Here is a 15,714-nt window from a genome sequence, read left to right on the forward strand (position 1 = left end):
GAACTATAGTCCCATGGGGCGGCGCGGACAATGCATGGGGTATTTTTGATGCTGTGCTGATCTCTGACCGCGATATTCGTGCCGAAATAGACTCCCAACGGATTGTTCTTGAACCGTACGACCCCGCGATGGTTCAGCCGTCTTCCGTGGACGTGCGGATTGACCGGTTCTTCCGGCTCTTCGACAACCATAAATATGCCCACATTGACCCCGCCGAGGAACAGCCGGAACTGACCCGGTTGGTGGAAGTGGAAGGCGACGAGCCGTTCATTCTGCACCCGGGGGAATTTGTGCTCGGCTCCACGTACGAAACTGTCAGCCTGGCCGACGACATCGCAGCGCGTCTGGAGGGCAAGTCCTCCCTGGGGCGGCTTGGGCTGCTGACCCACTCAACGGCTGGCTTCATCGACCCGGGATTCTCGGGACACGTGACTCTGGAACTCTCCAACGTCGCCACGTTGCCCATCAAGCTGTGGCCGGGTATGAAGATCGGCCAGCTGTGCTTCTTCCGGCTCACGTCCTCAGCGGAACACCCCTACGGCTCCGGCGAATACGGTAACCGCTACCAAGGCCAGCGTGGACCCACCGCAAGCCGCAGCCACCAGAACTTCCACCGGACGTCCATCTAGCCTCTTCTTCGCTGACGGCTTCGCTGACGGCTTCGCTGACGGCTTCGCTGACGGCTTCGCTAGGCGGGGGCGCGCTCAGTGGTACGCGGCGGGGCTCCTGGAGCCTTCCTGATGGCTTTAACCACCGGCTCCACAAAGCGGGCTGCAAGGGGACCGAGAATCGCCATGAGGAGCACGTAGGCAGTAGCAAGTGCGGCGAGTTCATCGGGTACTGCGCCGGATGCCACGGCGAGGCCCGCGATGACGATGGAGAATTCACCGCGGGCAATCAAAGCAGCTCCTGCTCGGAAGCGACCGGGCACAGCGATGCCGGCGCGCTTGGCTGCCCATATTCCCGTGAGCATCTTGGTTGCGGCGGTGATGAATGCCAGCACAAGAGCCCATCCAAGGACCGGTGGAATCGACGTGGGATCCGTGTTGAGCCCGAACGCCACGAAGAAGATCGCAGCGAAGAGGTCCCGCAATGGTTCCAGGATCCGTGTGGCGTTGTGAGCCGTGGCGCCGGAGATGGCGATGCCCAACATGAAGGCGCCCACTGCTGCGGACACTTGCAAGGCAGATGCAATACCGGCCACCAGTAGCGCGAGGCCAAGCACGTTGAGCAGGAAGACCTCGGAATTCTCGCTATGCACTGCTTGCGAGACCCGGTGCCCATGCTTGAGCGCAATGATCAGCACCACCGTGACCACGGCCAAGGCAATTCCCACAGTTTGCAGTCCGCCCAAGAAACCCACGCCGGCAAGGATGGCCGTGAGGATGGGAAGGTATATGGCCATTGCGAGGTCTTCAAAAACCAGGATGGAAAGCACTACTGGAGTCTCACGGTTGCCGATGCGGCCGAGGTCCGTGATGACCTTGGCGGCGATACCGGATGACGAGATGTAAGTGACGCCACCCATGACGATTGCGCCTACAAGTCCCCACCCCAGAAGAACGGCCAGCCCCGCGCCCGGAAGGAAGTTGAGGACGAAATCCATGACCCCGGCTTGCCATGACCGTCGAAGGCCGGTGACGAGCTCCGAAGCTGTATATTCCAGTCCGAGCATAAGCAGCAGGAGGATGACGCCGATTTCTCCTGAGAGATGGGCGAACTCGTGCATTCCATCGAGCTTGACGAACCCGCCGGCTCCGAACGCCAGGCCCCCTACCAAGTAGAGAGGGATGGGGGACATGCCTATTCGGCCCGCTAATCGAGCCAGGAGACCGAGGCAGAAGACGACGGCCCCCAGTTCAACGAGGGCTAATGCGAGCGGATCCATTCCGGTCAGCCGTTGCGCAGGATGCCGGCTGCCGAGTCAAGACCTTCCTGCGTGCCGACCGCTACGAGCAAATCACCGGTGTGAAGTACGACGTCGGGAGCCGGCGACGGAACTACCTCGCCTTCGCGCATGATCGCCACGATGGAGACACCGCTGCGGGTGCGGATCTGTGCCTTGCCCATGGGCTGGTTCACGAAGGGCGATTCAGGGGTGATGGAGAACTGGCGGGTGACGATGCCCGGTATCTCGCGATGTTCCTCGGCCAAGCGCATGGCAATGTGTTGGCCGCCCAAAAGGTTTCCGAGCGTGGACGCTTCATCGGCTGTCAAAGGGATGGATGCCTGGCAGGTGTCAGGATCGTCCCAAGTGGACACGAAAAGTTCTGTCTCGCCCTCACGAAGTTCAACGACACCGATGCGACGGCCCGAGGCCGTGACGAAATCCTTGCGGATCCCGAGGCCCGGGAGTTCAGTCTCATCCACGTTCATAGCTCCACCCTAACTCTGTTGTACGGGGCTGGTACGGCGTTCATGCTCAGCCAGTCCTATGTAGTTAACGCTCCGGGACCACGGCTATTTCCACCTTGGCCGGTGGCTTGACCGGAAGGATCACCAAGAGGCCCGCAAGGAGTACCACCATGATTCCCAGAATGCCCCATCGTTGGGCTTCCCCTTCAGCAACGAGTGGCGAGGCGATGGTGATGCACAAAGTGAAAAGAGTGGGGGCGAGGAAGCTGACTGCCCTGCCGGTTGTTGCGTAGAGCCCGAAGAGTTCACCGGATTCCCCCGCGGGGGCAAGCCTTGCCAGATAGGCCCGTGAGGAGGATTGCGCCGGTCCCACGAACAAGCAGAGCAGGAGGCCGAAGACCCAGAAAGTGGAGGTTCCGGGCCAGTCGTTTCCGAAGAAGACGTAGTCTCCGTTGCCGAGGACCAGGATGGCCGTGCCTGCGACCAGGAGGCCAACCAAGGAGAGGATGATGACGGCCTTGGGCCCGATCCTGTCATCCAGGAAGCCACCGATGATGGCACCGACAGCCGCCACTACGTTGCCGAAGATCGCGAAGAATATGACGTCCTTGAGTTCGAAGCCGAAGGTACCGGCGGCAATGACGCCGCCGAAGGTAAACACGGCAGCGAGACCGTCGCGGAAGATCGCGCTGGACAGCAGGAAGTAGATGGTGTGGGGACTGGATTTGTAGATCGCTCTGATACGCCGGAACAGCAGCTTGTAGGAGGCGGCAAACCCCAGGGACGCGGTGTCTTTCTTCACGGAGACTTCCGGCACGGCGAACATGACTGGAAGGGCAAAGATGAAGAACCACAGGGCGGAGAAGATGGCCACGAGCCGGATGTTGAGGGAGTCCTGTGTGGATGATCCGAACCAGTCAAAGGAAGGCTGGACAAATAGTTGCAGGACAAGGAGGAGCGCCACGATTCCTCCCAGATAGCCCATGGCCCACCCGAAGCCGCTGACCCTGCCGATGTTCTTTGGCGTTGAGATCTGGGCCAGCATGGCGTTGTAGTTCACGCCGGCAAACTCGAAGAAGATGTTGCCCAAGGCGATCAGGCAGACGCCAAGGAGCAGGAACTCCGGTTGCGGGAAAACGAAGAAGCACAGCGCGGTCAGAACGGCCGTAGCGGCCGTGTTGACGCCGAGCCAGAGCTTGCGGCGTCCTCCGGCGTCTGAACGCTGGCCAGTGACGGGAGCAAGCAGTGCAATGGCGAGGCCTGCAATGGCCAGGGCGGCACCGAGGGCTGCCGAGGCAGCGTCTTCCCCGCCGAAGGCATTGGACGTCAAATAGACGGTGAAGACGAAGGTGGTCATCACTGCTTGGAAGGCAGCCGAGCCCCAGTCCCAGGATGCCCAAGCGAGTATTTGCGCCTTTTTTGAGACAACAGGTCCCGAGGCAAGCTCGGACGTCGGATGGGAGGCTTCGGGAACTGCGGCCGCGTTCATAGTTTGAATGCTATAGGGGCGGAGATATCGGCGGGCACATGACAGACCGGTATGTGGAGAACGCGGCTTTAAGCCGTGCGCGCAGACCGGTCCCGACGCCTAAAACTGTCGGTTCCCCTTGATAAACTAGGTAAACCGAACCCAACGTATGACCGCCTGCTCCAACTTTTGACAATATGTTCCTGACTTTGCGGAGATAACAGTGATCACAGTTCTCGCCATCACCTTTGTAGCGGCAACTGTGGCGCCCTTGATCTTTCGCAAACTCGGTAGAAACGCGTTCTACGTCCTGGCCGCGGTACCCGGAGGCGCCTTCGTCTGGCTGGTCATGCAGTACGAAGCCGTATATTCCGGTGGCGGCATAGAAGAGATTCTTCCGTGGATCCCCACCCTCAAGCTTGAACTTGCCTTCCGCATGGATCCTTTGGCCTGGGTCATGTCGCTCCTGATCCTCGGCGTGGGATCTTTGGTACTGGTCTATTGCGCCCGTTACTTCAAGAATGCGGATCCGGACCTCGGTGGGTTCGGAGCACAACTCCTCGCCTTTGCCGGAGCGATGTTCGGCTTGGTGACCTCCGATGACCTCCTGATGCTGTTCATCTTCTGGGAGCTCACCACCATCCTGTCCTACCTGCTGATCGGCTACGCGCGCACCCGCCTCGCGGCACGCCGTTCAGCACTTCAGGCACTCATGGTCACCACCGCCGGCGGCCTGGCCATGCTCGTGGGCCTCATCATCCTGGGCCAAGCTGCAGGAACATACCGGATTTCAGCGATTCTGGACCAAGCGGGGACGCTCATCAGCGGACCCATGCAAGGAGCGGTGGCTGCCGCCGTCGTACTTGTCCTGGCCGGCGCGGTGACTAAATCGGCGCTTGTTCCTTTCCACTTCTGGCTGCCCGGCGCGATGGCGGCTCCCACTCCCGTCAGTGCCTACCTGCATGCGGCGGCGATGGTCAAGGCCGGAATCTACATTGTTGCCCGCCTTGCTCCGGGATTTTCGACGTCGGAGTTCTGGCTCCCCGTGGTTCTGGGATTGGGCCTGGCCACCATGCTGGTTGGTGGCTACCGTGCGCTTCGCCAAACCGACATCAAGCTCATCCTCGCTTACGGCACCGTCAGCCAACTCGGTTTCCTCACCATGGTGGTGGGTCTGGGGCAGCCTGACGCAGCTCTCGCGGGGCTGGGGCTGCTGCTGGCTCACGGCCTGTTCAAAGCAGCGCTGTTCCTGGTGGTAGGCATCATCGACCACCAGTCCGGAACGCGGGATATCCGCAAACTATCAGGAGTCTTCCGTTCTTCACGGGCCCTCGGAGTGGTAGCCGGTATTGCCGCTGCGTCCATGGCCGGTGTGCCGCCCTTGGCTGGTTTTGTGGCGAAAGAATCGGTGTTCGAAGCCTTCGTCCACTACGGCACCGGGGATCATGCTCCGACGTGGGGCATCTGGATTCTCCTTGGGCTGGTCATTGGTTCCATCCTCACTTTCGCCTACAGCGCCCGCTTCATGTGGGGGGCGTTTGCGGTCAAGCCGGGCGTAGAACCCACACCTTTCAAACCCATCAAACCTGCGTTCCTGGCCGCCCCGGCCATCCTGAGCCTCCTGACCATCGCCTATGGCGTGTGGCCGGTGCCTGTGGACACTTGGATCCAGCCTTACGCGGCGCTGTTCGTTGACGGGCAGGAAGCGGCCGACGCCGGACACTTGGCTTTGTGGCACGGCATCACCCCTGCGCTGGGACTCACAGCCATAACGTTCGCCGCTGGTGCTGCCATGTTCTACGGACGCAACCTTGTCTCCCGGATGCAAAGCGTGGTCCCGGACTGGGTGGACGGGGACAGGGCTTACCAGAACACCATCGGCGCCTTGGACGATGTTGCAGTCTGGGTAACAGGCCGCACACAGCGTGGTTCGCTGTACTTCTACCTTGCGGTGATCCTTACGGTTGCTTTTGCGGTCCCGTTGACGGCGCTGATAGTGGCGAACAAGCCTTTGCCCGACGGCATCTATCTCATCGACCCCAACTCTCCGCTGCAGTTGGTGGCAGGAGCCGGAATCGTTGTGGGTGCGCTGGCTGCGGTCCGTGCCAACAAACGGTTCCTTGCCGTTCTCATGGTGTCCGTCACCGGCTATGGCATCGCACTGATGTTCGCCTTGCAGGGCGCACCGGACCTCGCCCTGACCCAGATGCTGGTGGAAACAATAGTGCTGGTGGCGTTCGTGCTGGCCATGCGGAGCCTACCCGCGGAGCTCAGGGACAGGACCGGCGGCAGGCTGCGGGTAATCCGCGTGATCATTGGGGCAGCGTTCGGCATCACCATGATCTTTGTTGCGATCTACGCCATGGGCGCACGCGTGGCTACTCCCATTTCGCTTGATTTCCCGCGCTTGGCCTATGAAGGCGGCGGCGGTCTGAACGTTGTCAACGTAACCCTCGTGGACATTCGGGCCTGGGACACGTTCGGCGAAATCTCCGTGTTGGCGATTGCGGCCACGGGCGTTGCCAGCCTGATATTCGTCCGCAGCCGAGGCGACCGCATCAAGACCTCGGACGCCGTGCCGGAAGGCAGCGTGGGACGCCGCACCGGCGTCGACCGCGATTCGCGGGACGGTGCCACGCTGGCCGTTGCCAGGAAGTTCAGCGATGTCACCCGCGATGCCTGGCTGGTGGCGGGTCGGACCCTCGCGCCGGAGCGACGCTCCATCATCTTTGAAGTAGTGACCAGGCTGATCTTCCACTCGATGATCGTCTTCTCCATCTACCTCCTCCTGGCCGGCCACAACCTGCCGGGCGGCGGGTTCGCGGGCGGCCTCACCGCAGGCCTCGCCCTCACTATCCGGTATCTGGCCGGTGGCCGGTTCGAGTTGAGTGAGGCAGCGACCATCAGTGCCGGAACGCTTCTGGGGACGGGACTGGCGACGGCGGCGGCCTCGGGTGTGGTTCCGCTTTTCCTCGGCGGACAGGTGTTCCAAAGCGCGATTATCGAGTTCTGGCTGCCGGTCTTTGGCGACGTCAAGTTCGTCACCTCCACGATCTTCGATATCGGCGTGTACATCGTGGTTGTGGGGTTGGCGCTCGACGTCCTTCGCAGCCTCGGGGCCGAAATCGACGAGCACTTCGAAGGCAAAGGCGCACCGCTGGCGGAGGAAGATGGCGCCGAGCATCCTGAGCTCGCCCACGAAGCCGCCCAGTCCGCTGCGCTCGGGAAGGTTAACCCATGAGCATCAACCTGACCCTGTTGATTGTCATGGGCGTGCTGTACGCATGCGGTATCTATCTGATTCTGGAACGCAGCCTGACCCGCGTGCTGTTGGGTTTGATGTTGCTGGCCAACGCCACCAACATCCTCATTCTGAGCACTGGAGGGTATGCCGGTCTGGCGCCACTGTTCAGCAAGGAAACCAACCCGGAGGCGTACAGCGATCCACTGCCCCAGGCGCTGATCCTGACCTCGATCGTCATTTCCTTCGCTGTGACGGCCTTCATGCTTGGCATCATCTACCGCACATGGGTTCTGGCCCGTCAGGACGAGATCCAGGATGACCTCGAAGACATGCGTGTGGCCAAGACGCCGAGCTTTGATGCCGAGGACGACGCCGTTGTCCCGTTGGAAACCTCGGAGTTCGCCGTTACCCCGGCAAGCCCTGCGGATCGAGATAAACCGGACGCCACAGAGACCCCCAATACGGCAACAACCCAGGAAGGAGGCAGCGCGTGAATCTCGCAAACCTGTCGCCGCTAGCTGTCCTCCTGCCAATTCTGGGTGCTGCCCTCGCATTCCTGCTGATCCGTCACCACACCGCTCAACGCGTGGTGAGCATCGGCATTCTCAGCGCGACGCTGCTGCTCGAATGCCTGCTCCTGATCTCCGTCTGGGACGGGGGAACCACCTCGGTTACGTTGGGTGGATGGCTGCCGCCGTGGGGCGTGGTCCTGGTGGTGGACCAGTTCTCCTCGCTCATGCTGGTGGTCTCAACCGTGGTGAGCCTCGCCGTGCTGATCTACGCAACGGGTCAGGGTATGGCCGACGGGGACCAGGAAGCCCCGGTCTCAATCTTCCACCCCACTTATCTGATCCTCGTTGCGGGTGTGTCCAATGCGTTCCTGACCGGTGACCTCTTCAACCTCTATGTCGGTTTCGAGATCCTACTGACGGCAAGCTACGTGCTGATGACCCTGGGCGGAACGGGCCCGCGTATCCGTGCAGGCGTCACGTACGTAGTGGTTTCCGTGGTGTCATCCGTACTGTTCCTCATTGCGATTGCCATGATCTACGGGGCCACCGGAACCATCACCATGGCGGACCTGGCCATCAAGCTCGCGGAACTGGACCAAGGCACCCAGAACCTCCTGCACGTGATGCTGCTGGTGGCGTTCGGCATCAAGGCAGCAGTTTTCCCGCTGTCCTTCTGGCTTCCGGACTCGTATCCCACCGCCCCCGCGCCGGTGACCGCCGTGTTCGCGGGCTTGCTGACCAAGGTGGGCGTCTATGCCATGGTCCGCACGGAAACGCTCCTGTTTCCGGGCGACACCCTCAATGTCCCGCTGATGGTGGTGGCGTTACTGACCATGATTGTCGGAATTCTGGGCGCCTTGGCCCAGAGTGACATCAAGCGTCTCTTGTCCTTCACCCTGGTAAGCCATATCGGTTACATGGTGTTTGGCCTCGCCATGAGTTCCGTGGCAGGGCTGGGCGCCGCAGTCTTCTACGTTGCCCACCACATCACCGTCCAAACAAGTCTATTCCTGGTCACAGGACTGATCGAGCGTCGTGGCGGAAGCTCCTCCATTGACCGTTTGGGTGGCTTGGCGAAGCTCTCTCCATTGCTGGCTTTACTGTTCTTCATTCCGGCAATGAACCTGGCAGGTATTCCACCGTTCTCAGGTTTCCTCGGAAAACTAGGACTGCTGCAGGCAGGTGTGGAGTTGGGAACGCCGCTGGCGATCACGCTGGTAGTAGGCGGTGTGGTGACCAGCCTGCTGACCCTGCTGGCAATCGCCCGTGTCTGGAACAGGGCGTTCTGGCGCAAACCGGAAGACGCCGAGTACCCGGACCCTGTGCTGCAAACCCCCGGAAATGTAGGGGTGCTGCCGCGGACCATGGTGGGGTCCACCGCTGGACTGGTGGTATTCGGTGTTGCACTGACAGTTTTCGCGGGCCCGTTGTTCAAGGTTGCTGATGGCTCCGCTGAAATCATGTTGGACCGTTCGGCGTACATTCACTCCGTGCTGGGGGATTCCGTGGTGGTGCCGCCGCTGGCACAGCCGGACGAAGCGCAGAAGGATCTAACTGCATCGGACGATGCTCGGACAGGTGATGCCAAATGAGTCGTAAACCGATCTCGTTCCGCACAGAACTGCCGCTGCTCATATGGTTGGTCATTGTGTGGGGTGCGTTGTGGCGGGACTTCAGCCCAGGCAACCTGCTGTTCGGTGCCCTGATCGCCGTGCTGGTGGCCAAGTTCTTCTACCTTCCGCCCGTGGAGCTCAGCGGCAGGTTCAACATCCTGCGCGCCATACCGTTTGCCCTGATGTTCATCGCCAAAGTGGTGGCAGCGAGCTTCCTGGTGCTGTACCTGGCCGTAGCCAAAGGACCCAAGGTACGCAGCGCCGTCGTCGCCGTTCCGTTGCGGAGTCACTCCGACCTCATGGTGACGGCCACCGGTCACGTCATCTCGCTGATCCCGGGCTCCCTGGTGGTGGAGGTGGATCGCTCCACTTCCACGCTGTATTTGCATGCACTGAACATTTATGAAGAGGCAGACATCGACAAAATCCGTCAGGAAACCCAAGACATCGAAGCAGGACTGATCCGCATTATGGGTACACGCGAAGAAGTCGAGGCACTCAAAGCCGAACAACGTCCCGGGCTGGAAGAGGCGGCGCTATGAAGGAAATAGTTCTGGTGGTGACAGCCGTGATCCTTAGCCTGGCCGCCGCTGGTGCGATTATCCGAATCGCGATCGGCCCGTCCCTTCTGGATCGCGTTCTGGCATCGGATGTATTGCTGGCCATCCTTGGCGCCGCCCTGGCGATCGACATGGCGCTGAACAGGCACCTGAACAACCTGATGTTGCTGGTGGCGCTGGCGGTGATCGGGTTCATTGGCTCGGTGACCGTGGCACGGTTCGTGGCAGAGCGAAGGGACCAGAGCAATGAGTCCTGAAACCACAGGCTTTGACGCCGTGATTGATGCTGTCACCGCAGTGTTCCTGGTGGTGGGAGCGTTGATGTCCCTTGGTGCGGCCATCGGTCTGTTGAGATTCCCGGACCTCATGAGCCGCATGCACGCAGCCACCAAACCCCAGGTCCTGGGCTTGTTCCTCATGCTTGCCGCGATCGGTCTCCAGATGCGGACCTGGTGGGTATGGCCGGTTCTGTTGGTGGCATGGATTTTCCAGCTCCTAACAGCACCCGTCTCAGCCCACATGGTGGGGCGCTCCGCCTACCGCACCAAGCACGGACACCGCGAAAAGCTCACCAAAGATGAACTTGAGGCCGTGGTCCAGAGGGCGGCTGCCGGCCAGGAACCCTCCGAACGTTAGGCAACGCGGGGTCATATCCGGCCCCCAAACCCTCTGGGAATGGGCCCGGAATGATCCCGCGTTGCTTCTTCGGAGGACGCTTAGACGATGTCGTGGCTCTTGGCGAAGCGCGCGATGGCACGCTGGGTGCCGCGGCTCGCCAGAACCTGGATGAGCGTGCTGACAAAAGCGGAGATCAGTGCGAAGGTCAGCGCCGAGCGCAGGCTGGATTCCGTGTCGTCATGGCCCAAGGGTGGCTTGTTGCCCGTGGCCTTTTCCCAGCCTTTATTGACGAGTTTGGTGCCCACAAAGCCAGCTCCGAGGCTCACTCCGGCACCGATCAGCTTGAAGAAGAGGTTCATGCCCCCAGCCTAGCTGGCTACGGCCCGTCTCAAGCGCTAGCGACGGTTTTCCCGCTCCTTGAGGAACGCAGCCAAAGAGCCAACCGGGGCCAACACCGGAATAACGTCGTGTTCGGCCCGCCAAACTTCTTCCACTGTCCTGAACCCGGCAATTTCCTTGAGCAGGTAATACGTGGGTGGCATGAGCTTCAAAGAGCCGGCCGCCTCGGCTGCCAGAATCTCCTCCACCGGCATCCACAGTGATTGCCACGCTTCCGTGGTTTGGTGCTGGGGTGCCGCACCCGGAGAGGGCTTGGCAATGTAGAAGTAGGTGTCGAAGCGCTTGGGCATGTCTATGGGCGTGATCCAATTGGCCCACGGGCGCAGGTTGGAGGCCTCGATGCTGAGCCCCGCCTCCTCTTGAACCTCCCGGATGGCTGCCCTGAGCACTGTCCCGGCGTTTTTCGCTGCCTCGTCCGGCTCCGCGCCGATGGAGCTCTGGTTCCAGTCGGCTGCGTGACGTTGAAGCAGGTCCTCCGGGTAATCCCATCCGGACCCGTCCACAGAATCCACGCGTCCTCCCGGAAAGACCACCATGCCGGCGGCGAAGTCCATGGTGCTGACCCTGTGCTGGACAAAAGCCTCAATCCCGTCCGGGGCGTCACGGAGCAGGATGACGCTGGCGGCCAACCGTGCTTGGGACGCAGTTGAGTCTGTGATGGGAAGGTCCGTCATGAAAATGTGCCCCTTTGCCGCGCCGAAGTCTTCTGGTTCATTCTCTCAGGTCCCCGTGTTGTGGGGCCTGGTGTGCGTGCTTGGGCGTGGGGTTGGGGTGTAGAGAGGGCCTGGCATCGCGCGTCCTCGTGTTGTGGGGCCTGGTGTGCGTGCTTGGGCGTGGGTTTGGGGTGTAGAGCGGGCCTCGCAACGCAGCCCCTCGTGTTGTGGGGCCTGGTGTGCGTGCTTGGGCGTGGGGTTGGGGTGTAGAGCGGGCCTGGCATCGCAGCCCCAAGCCCGAATTGTGACCACATGCCCACCACGGACCAGCGCCCTCCATGGACTCAGGTGTAAACTGAATCCGCCCATCAGGGCAGATTTGATACGACAGGGGAGCGCCGCCGTCGGACTCTGCAGAGATGCGGAAGACGCGAGGGCGCTGAGAGTGCGGACAGCCGCAGACCCTCGAACCTGATCCGGTTAGTACCGGCGCAAGGGAGTCGAGCTTCTCAGAGTGTCCGGATCCGGGCGGCGCATGCCACGCGGATTCCGGGGAGCACTTTCCCCTCCTGTAACCTCAGGAGGCAGAAAATGACCACGGTAAACGTGAAGAAGACCAGTTATAACTGGCGTGTTGTAGACATTGTTGTGGCGGCCTTGATCGCCATTGCCGGCGGCGTTATTTTCTGGGCGTGGTCCCAAGGCGCTGCACTGGTATCCATCCCCATGAATGCGACGTATCCGCCGCTCACCGGCCTGATCGCCGGCGGTTGGATGATCCCTGCGGTTCTGGGCATGCTCATTATCCGCAAGCCGGGCGCCGCCCTGTTCTGTGAAGCTGTTGCCGCCACGGGTGAGCTCATCATGGGTTCGCAGTATGGCACCACGGTGCTCATCTCCGGTATTTTGCAGGGCCTGGGCGCCGAGCTCATCTTTGCTGCTTTCCTTTACAAGAAGTTCAACCTGCCTACCTCCCTCCTTGCGGGCGCCGGAGCGGGACTCTTCTGCGGTTTGAACGACTCCTTCCTGCCCTGGGGCTGGAACATCGCCTATGAAGCCGTGGACAAGCTGGCGTACATCACTTTCACTACTATTTCCGGGGCGATCATCGCTGGCGGACTTTCTTGGGTTGCCACGCGCGGCCTGGCCAAGACCGGCGTGCTGAGCTCCTTCGCTTCGCGCAAGGCCGCTTCGGAGCCAGTTTTCAGCTGATGTCCGCCAAGCAAAGCGGCACGGTGCGGCCTGCCGCCATCTCAGCCGAGGGCTGGGGCTGGCGGCATGCCGGCCGGGCCCAAGCTGCCATTGAGGACTTGGATCTCCGGATTGAACCTGGTGAGCGTGTGCTGCTGCTGGGCCCTTCGGGTGCCGGTAAGTCCACGCTCCTGCATGCCCTGGCCGGCGTGCTGGGGGATGAGGAGGACGATTCGGATGAGACCGGCTCGCTGCTGATCGACGGCGTCGCGCCCCGCGAGCAGCGTGGCCGCGCCGGTTTGATGCAGCAGGACCCCGAAACGCAGGTGGTCTTGTCCCGGGTTGGGGATGACGTTGCTTTTGGTGCCGAGAACCTTGCCGTGCCGCGGGATGAGATCTGGGCCCGCGTCCATGAAGCACTCGACGACGTGGGGTTGCGTACCGCCGGAGGCGGCGGTTTGGCATTGGATCACCCGACGGCGGCACTCTCCGGAGGTCAGAAGCAGCGCCTGGCGCTGGCCGGTATTTTGGCCATGCGACCCGGCCTGATCCTGCTGGATGAACCGACCGCCAACCTGGATCCGGCTGGGGTCCTGGAGGTCCGTGATGCGGTGGGGCGCTGCGTGGACAAGACCGGAGCCACGCTTGTTGTGGTGGAACACCGCGTGTCCGTGTGGAAAGACCTTGTGGACCGGATCGTGGTCCTGCAGCCGGGCTCCGCTAAGGCCGGCAGCGGAGGAGCGGGCGGTGTCCTCCTGGACGGGCCGCCGGACCAGGTGCTTTCAGAAGCCCGCACCATGCTGATGTCAGCCGGTGTTTGGGTGCCCGGGTACGTCCCGGCAACCCGGATACGGAGCAACAAGCCTCACACCGCAGAGCTTCTCCTCGCAGCGCAGGACCTGGCAGTTTCCCGGGAAAGACCCCGACGCAAGGGCTTCAAGACCTTCCCGCCGGTGCCGGTTCAAACGGCCATCACTGCACAGGTCAGGGCTGGCCAGGCGCTGACCATTACAGGTCCCAACGGTGCGGGCAAGTCCACTTTCGCGCTCACGTTGGCCGGTCTTCTCGCGCCGGTGGATGGCAAGGTCAGCGCCGCCGTCGAGCTTTCCGAAGGGGCGGGTATTGACCCGTATAAGTGGAAAGCCGAGCAGTTGATTTCCCGCATCGGAACGGTGTTCCAGGAACCTGAGCACCAGTTCGTCACGGGTAAAGTCCTGGACGAGCTGATGTTTGGCCCCAAACACCTGGGCCATGGTGAGGACCGCGTGGACGAACTGCTGGAGCGGTTGCGGCTAACGCATCTGGTGGAGGCCAACCCTTACACGTTATCCGGTGGCGAGAAGCGGCGGCTTTCGGTGGCCACGGTCCTCGCGGCACATCCAAAAGTACTTGTCCTGGATGAGCCCACGTTCGGTCAGGACGCCAACACCTGGGCGGAATTGGCGTCGTTCCTTTCAGAGTTGCTGGACGCCGGAACCGCGGTGGTCTCGGTGACCCACGATCAGGAATTCAGTGCCGTACTCGGCGGAACGGAGCTGCGGCTCGGCCCGGTCCGCCAGGGTGAGGCCACGCATCAGGAAGCGGGTGCAGCATGAGGGACGCAGTGAACCTGCGGGGGAATCACGCCCTCCTGACTAAAGCCAATCCATTGGCCAAGTTCGTGTCTGTCTTCCTGATTTCCCTGGTGCTGGCTCTGTCCATCGACTGGGTTTCGGCCTCCACGGCGATTGTTGCGGAGCTGGCGCTGTTCCCACTGGCGGGCCTCACCCTCAGGCTTCTGTGGCAGCGGGCCTGGCCCCTGATCATCGCGGCTGCGATCGGCGGCTGGAGCACCGCGATTGTGGCCGCGGACAGCGGCACTGTATTGCTCGACGTCGGACTCTGGTCCATCAGTGAAGGTTCCCTTGAGCTGGGGCTGGGTTTCATGCTGCGCGGTTTGGCGATTGCGTTGCCGGCTATCCTGCTGATGACTTGCACCGATCCCACGGATTTGGCTGATGCTTTGGCGCAAAAGGCAAAGCTGCCGCATCGGTTCGTCCTGGGCTCCCTGGCTGCGATGAGGCTGGTGGGGCTCATGGCGGAGGAGTGGCAGACGATCGGCATGGCCCGACGCGCGCGCGGAGTCGGCTCCCACGGCAGCCCGTTCCAGCGGCTGAAAGCCACCCTCGGGCAGAGCTTCGGTCTCTTGGTTCAGGCCGTGAGAAGGGCTTCCCGACTGGCAGTAACCATGGAGGCGCGCGGTTTTGGCGGCGGACAACGGACGTGGGCCCGTGAATCCACGTACTCCATGCTGGACGCGTGGGTGCTCCTGGGTGGGCTGGTCATCGCAGCCGGTGCCGTATTGACGGCCGTGGGGGCGGGAACCTGGAGTTTCGTGTGGCGCTAGTGCCGTAGGCGTTGATAAAGCGGTCGCCAAGCGTGCCGCCGGCCTGTTGGGCGCCGGCGGCACTTCGCTTTTCCGGGCCAGCTTCGTTTTCCGGATTGCTAGGGTGCCTGCTGCTCCTGGATCTCATCAAAACCCGCCCGGGTAAGGAACCCCAGCTGGGCTTCCTTTTCCGCGAGCTGAATGATGGGGCCCAGTTCAAAGCATGTTGCTTCCAGGCGGCGGAGAGCTTTGGCGTTGCGTGAGTCCGGCTCCACCACAATCCTGTCCTTGCCCGGCAGGGAGAACATGTACTTGATCAGGGACGTACCCAACCGCGGGGTGAAGTGCGGAATGGGACGCGTGGCGGGGGCCAAGAGCAGGTGCATGCCGATGTCGGATTCCCGGGCAGGGTAGGCCTCGCCTACGGGATCATGCAGGGGTTCGTAGGTCTGGAAGAGGGCCAGAGGTTCTCCATCCAGGACGGCCAGGAACGCGTGGTGGGTCTCCAACGAGTCCAGGAATTCGTAGATCCCTTGGACTTCTTCCCGGGAGTTCTCCGTCATTCCCCAGAACTTGGCACGGGGCTGGGTAACCCATTCGAAAATTAGATCGATGTCATCAGCGGGAATCAGTGGGACAAGCCGCAGCGCGCCCCAGCCGTGGAGGTCTTCGGAGTAGACGGTGGTGCGGACGGAGAAGTCCCGGGTAATGGTGGTCATGGCTTCCTTCGGTGGTG

Annotated in this window: 16 protein-coding genes and 1 riboswitch; of the genes, 10 read left to right on the plus strand and 6 right to left on the minus strand. The window is 61.8% G+C overall.

All coding sequences use genetic code 11. From position 1 onward, the window contains the following. The first annotated feature begins 53 nt into the window (after positions 1-53). Positions 54-629: a dCTP deaminase gene (gene dcd / locus BACI9J_RS01945; RefSeq protein ID WP_011776299.1), complete on the plus strand. Its 576-nt coding sequence runs from the start codon at positions 54-56 to the stop codon at positions 627-629. Between the two features lie 59 nt (positions 630-688). On the opposite strand, the gene BACI9J_RS01950 is transcribed toward dcd, so the two are convergent. The 3 genes from BACI9J_RS01950 to BACI9J_RS01960 form a co-directional block, all read right to left on the minus strand. Further along, a complete protein-coding gene (locus BACI9J_RS01950; RefSeq protein WP_159732890.1) occupies positions 689-1,888 on the minus strand; it encodes a cation:proton antiporter in 1,200 nt (399 codons plus the stop codon). Positions 1,889-1,893: 5 nt separating this feature from the next. Further along, positions 1,894-2,376: a cation:proton antiporter regulatory subunit gene (locus tag BACI9J_RS01955; RefSeq protein WP_090822806.1), complete on the minus strand. Its 483-nt coding sequence runs from the start codon at positions 2,374-2,376 to the stop codon at positions 1,894-1,896. A gap of 64 nt (positions 2,377-2,440) precedes the next feature. Then, positions 2,441-3,844: an MFS transporter gene (locus tag BACI9J_RS01960; protein WP_159732892.1), complete on the minus strand. Its 1,404-nt coding sequence runs from the start codon at positions 3,842-3,844 to the stop codon at positions 2,441-2,443. 202 nt (positions 3,845-4,046) lie between these two features. Between BACI9J_RS01960 and BACI9J_RS01965 the strand changes: the two genes are divergently transcribed. From BACI9J_RS01965 to mnhG, 6 genes are read left to right on the plus strand one after another with little or no spacing between them, the layout of a single operon-like run. Beyond that, positions 4,047-7,064 (plus strand): Na+/H+ antiporter subunit A, encoded by a 3,018-nt coding sequence (locus tag BACI9J_RS01965; protein WP_159732894.1) that lies wholly within the window; start codon positions 4,047-4,049, stop codon positions 7,062-7,064. After that, on the plus strand, positions 7,061-7,561 hold the full coding sequence (locus tag BACI9J_RS01970; protein WP_159732896.1) for a Na(+)/H(+) antiporter subunit C: 501 nt from the start codon (positions 7,061-7,063) through the stop codon (positions 7,559-7,561). The genes BACI9J_RS01965 and BACI9J_RS01970 overlap by 4 nt, the downstream gene beginning before the upstream one ends. After that, on the plus strand, positions 7,558-9,171 hold the full coding sequence (locus BACI9J_RS01975; RefSeq protein WP_159732898.1) for a Na+/H+ antiporter subunit D: 1,614 nt from the start codon (positions 7,558-7,560) through the stop codon (positions 9,169-9,171). The genes BACI9J_RS01970 and BACI9J_RS01975 overlap by 4 nt, the downstream gene beginning before the upstream one ends. Beyond that, positions 9,168-9,734 (plus strand): Na+/H+ antiporter subunit E, encoded by a 567-nt coding sequence (locus BACI9J_RS01980; protein ID WP_159732900.1) that lies wholly within the window; start codon positions 9,168-9,170, stop codon positions 9,732-9,734. Before BACI9J_RS01975 ends, BACI9J_RS01980 begins: the two co-directional genes overlap by 4 nt. Then, positions 9,731-10,009 (plus strand): monovalent cation/H+ antiporter complex subunit F, encoded by a 279-nt coding sequence (locus BACI9J_RS01985; RefSeq protein ID WP_159732902.1) that lies wholly within the window; start codon positions 9,731-9,733, stop codon positions 10,007-10,009. Before BACI9J_RS01980 ends, BACI9J_RS01985 begins: the two co-directional genes overlap by 4 nt. Further along, positions 9,999-10,388, plus strand: coding sequence for a monovalent cation/H(+) antiporter subunit G (mnhG, locus tag BACI9J_RS01990; RefSeq protein WP_159732904.1), 390 nt, complete (start codon positions 9,999-10,001; stop codon positions 10,386-10,388). The genes BACI9J_RS01985 and mnhG overlap by 11 nt, the downstream gene beginning before the upstream one ends. 80 nt (positions 10,389-10,468) lie before the next feature. On the opposite strand, the gene BACI9J_RS01995 is transcribed toward mnhG, so the two are convergent. Next, the gene (locus tag BACI9J_RS01995; protein ID WP_159732906.1) at positions 10,469-10,729 is read right to left on the minus strand and encodes a DUF4235 domain-containing protein; all 261 of its coding nucleotides are present in this window, start codon (positions 10,727-10,729) and stop codon (positions 10,469-10,471) included. A 36-nt stretch (positions 10,730-10,765) separates the two neighbouring features. Next, positions 10,766-11,443 (minus strand): NUDIX hydrolase, encoded by a 678-nt coding sequence (locus tag BACI9J_RS02000; protein WP_159732908.1) that lies wholly within the window; start codon positions 11,441-11,443, stop codon positions 10,766-10,768. 358 nt (positions 11,444-11,801) lie between these two features. After that, positions 11,802-11,938, plus strand: a riboswitch (TPP riboswitch). Positions 11,939-12,013: 75 nt separating this feature from the next. Between BACI9J_RS02000 and BACI9J_RS02005 the strand changes: the two genes are divergently transcribed. Genes BACI9J_RS02005 through BACI9J_RS02015 form a run of 3 tightly spaced genes read left to right on the plus strand, consistent with a single transcriptional unit; the run spans position 12,014 to position 14,999 of the window. Beyond that, positions 12,014-12,634, plus strand: a complete 621-nt coding sequence (locus BACI9J_RS02005; protein WP_159732910.1) for an ECF transporter S component — start codon at positions 12,014-12,016, stop codon at positions 12,632-12,634. Then, a complete protein-coding gene (locus BACI9J_RS02010) occupies positions 12,634-14,208 on the plus strand; it encodes an ABC transporter ATP-binding protein (protein ID WP_159732912.1) in 1,575 nt (524 codons plus the stop codon). Before BACI9J_RS02005 ends, BACI9J_RS02010 begins: the two co-directional genes overlap by 1 nt. Beyond that, positions 14,205-14,999 carry an energy-coupling factor transporter transmembrane component T family protein gene (locus BACI9J_RS02015; protein WP_159732914.1) on the plus strand — a complete coding sequence of 265 codons (795 nt, stop codon included), beginning with the start codon at positions 14,205-14,207 and terminating at the stop codon, positions 14,997-14,999. Before BACI9J_RS02010 ends, BACI9J_RS02015 begins: the two co-directional genes overlap by 4 nt. Positions 15,000-15,097: 98 nt before the next feature. Here the strand turns inward: BACI9J_RS02015 and BACI9J_RS02020 are convergent, their stop codons facing one another. Next, positions 15,098-15,697 carry a GNAT family N-acetyltransferase gene (locus BACI9J_RS02020; RefSeq protein ID WP_159732916.1) on the minus strand — a complete coding sequence of 200 codons (600 nt, stop codon included), beginning with the start codon at positions 15,695-15,697 and terminating at the stop codon, positions 15,098-15,100. Positions 15,698-15,714: the final 17 nt, after the last annotated feature.

This window comes from Arthrobacter sp. 9V (genome assembly GCF_902506065.1).
GTDB lineage: Bacteria > Actinomycetota > Actinomycetes > Actinomycetales > Micrococcaceae > Arthrobacter.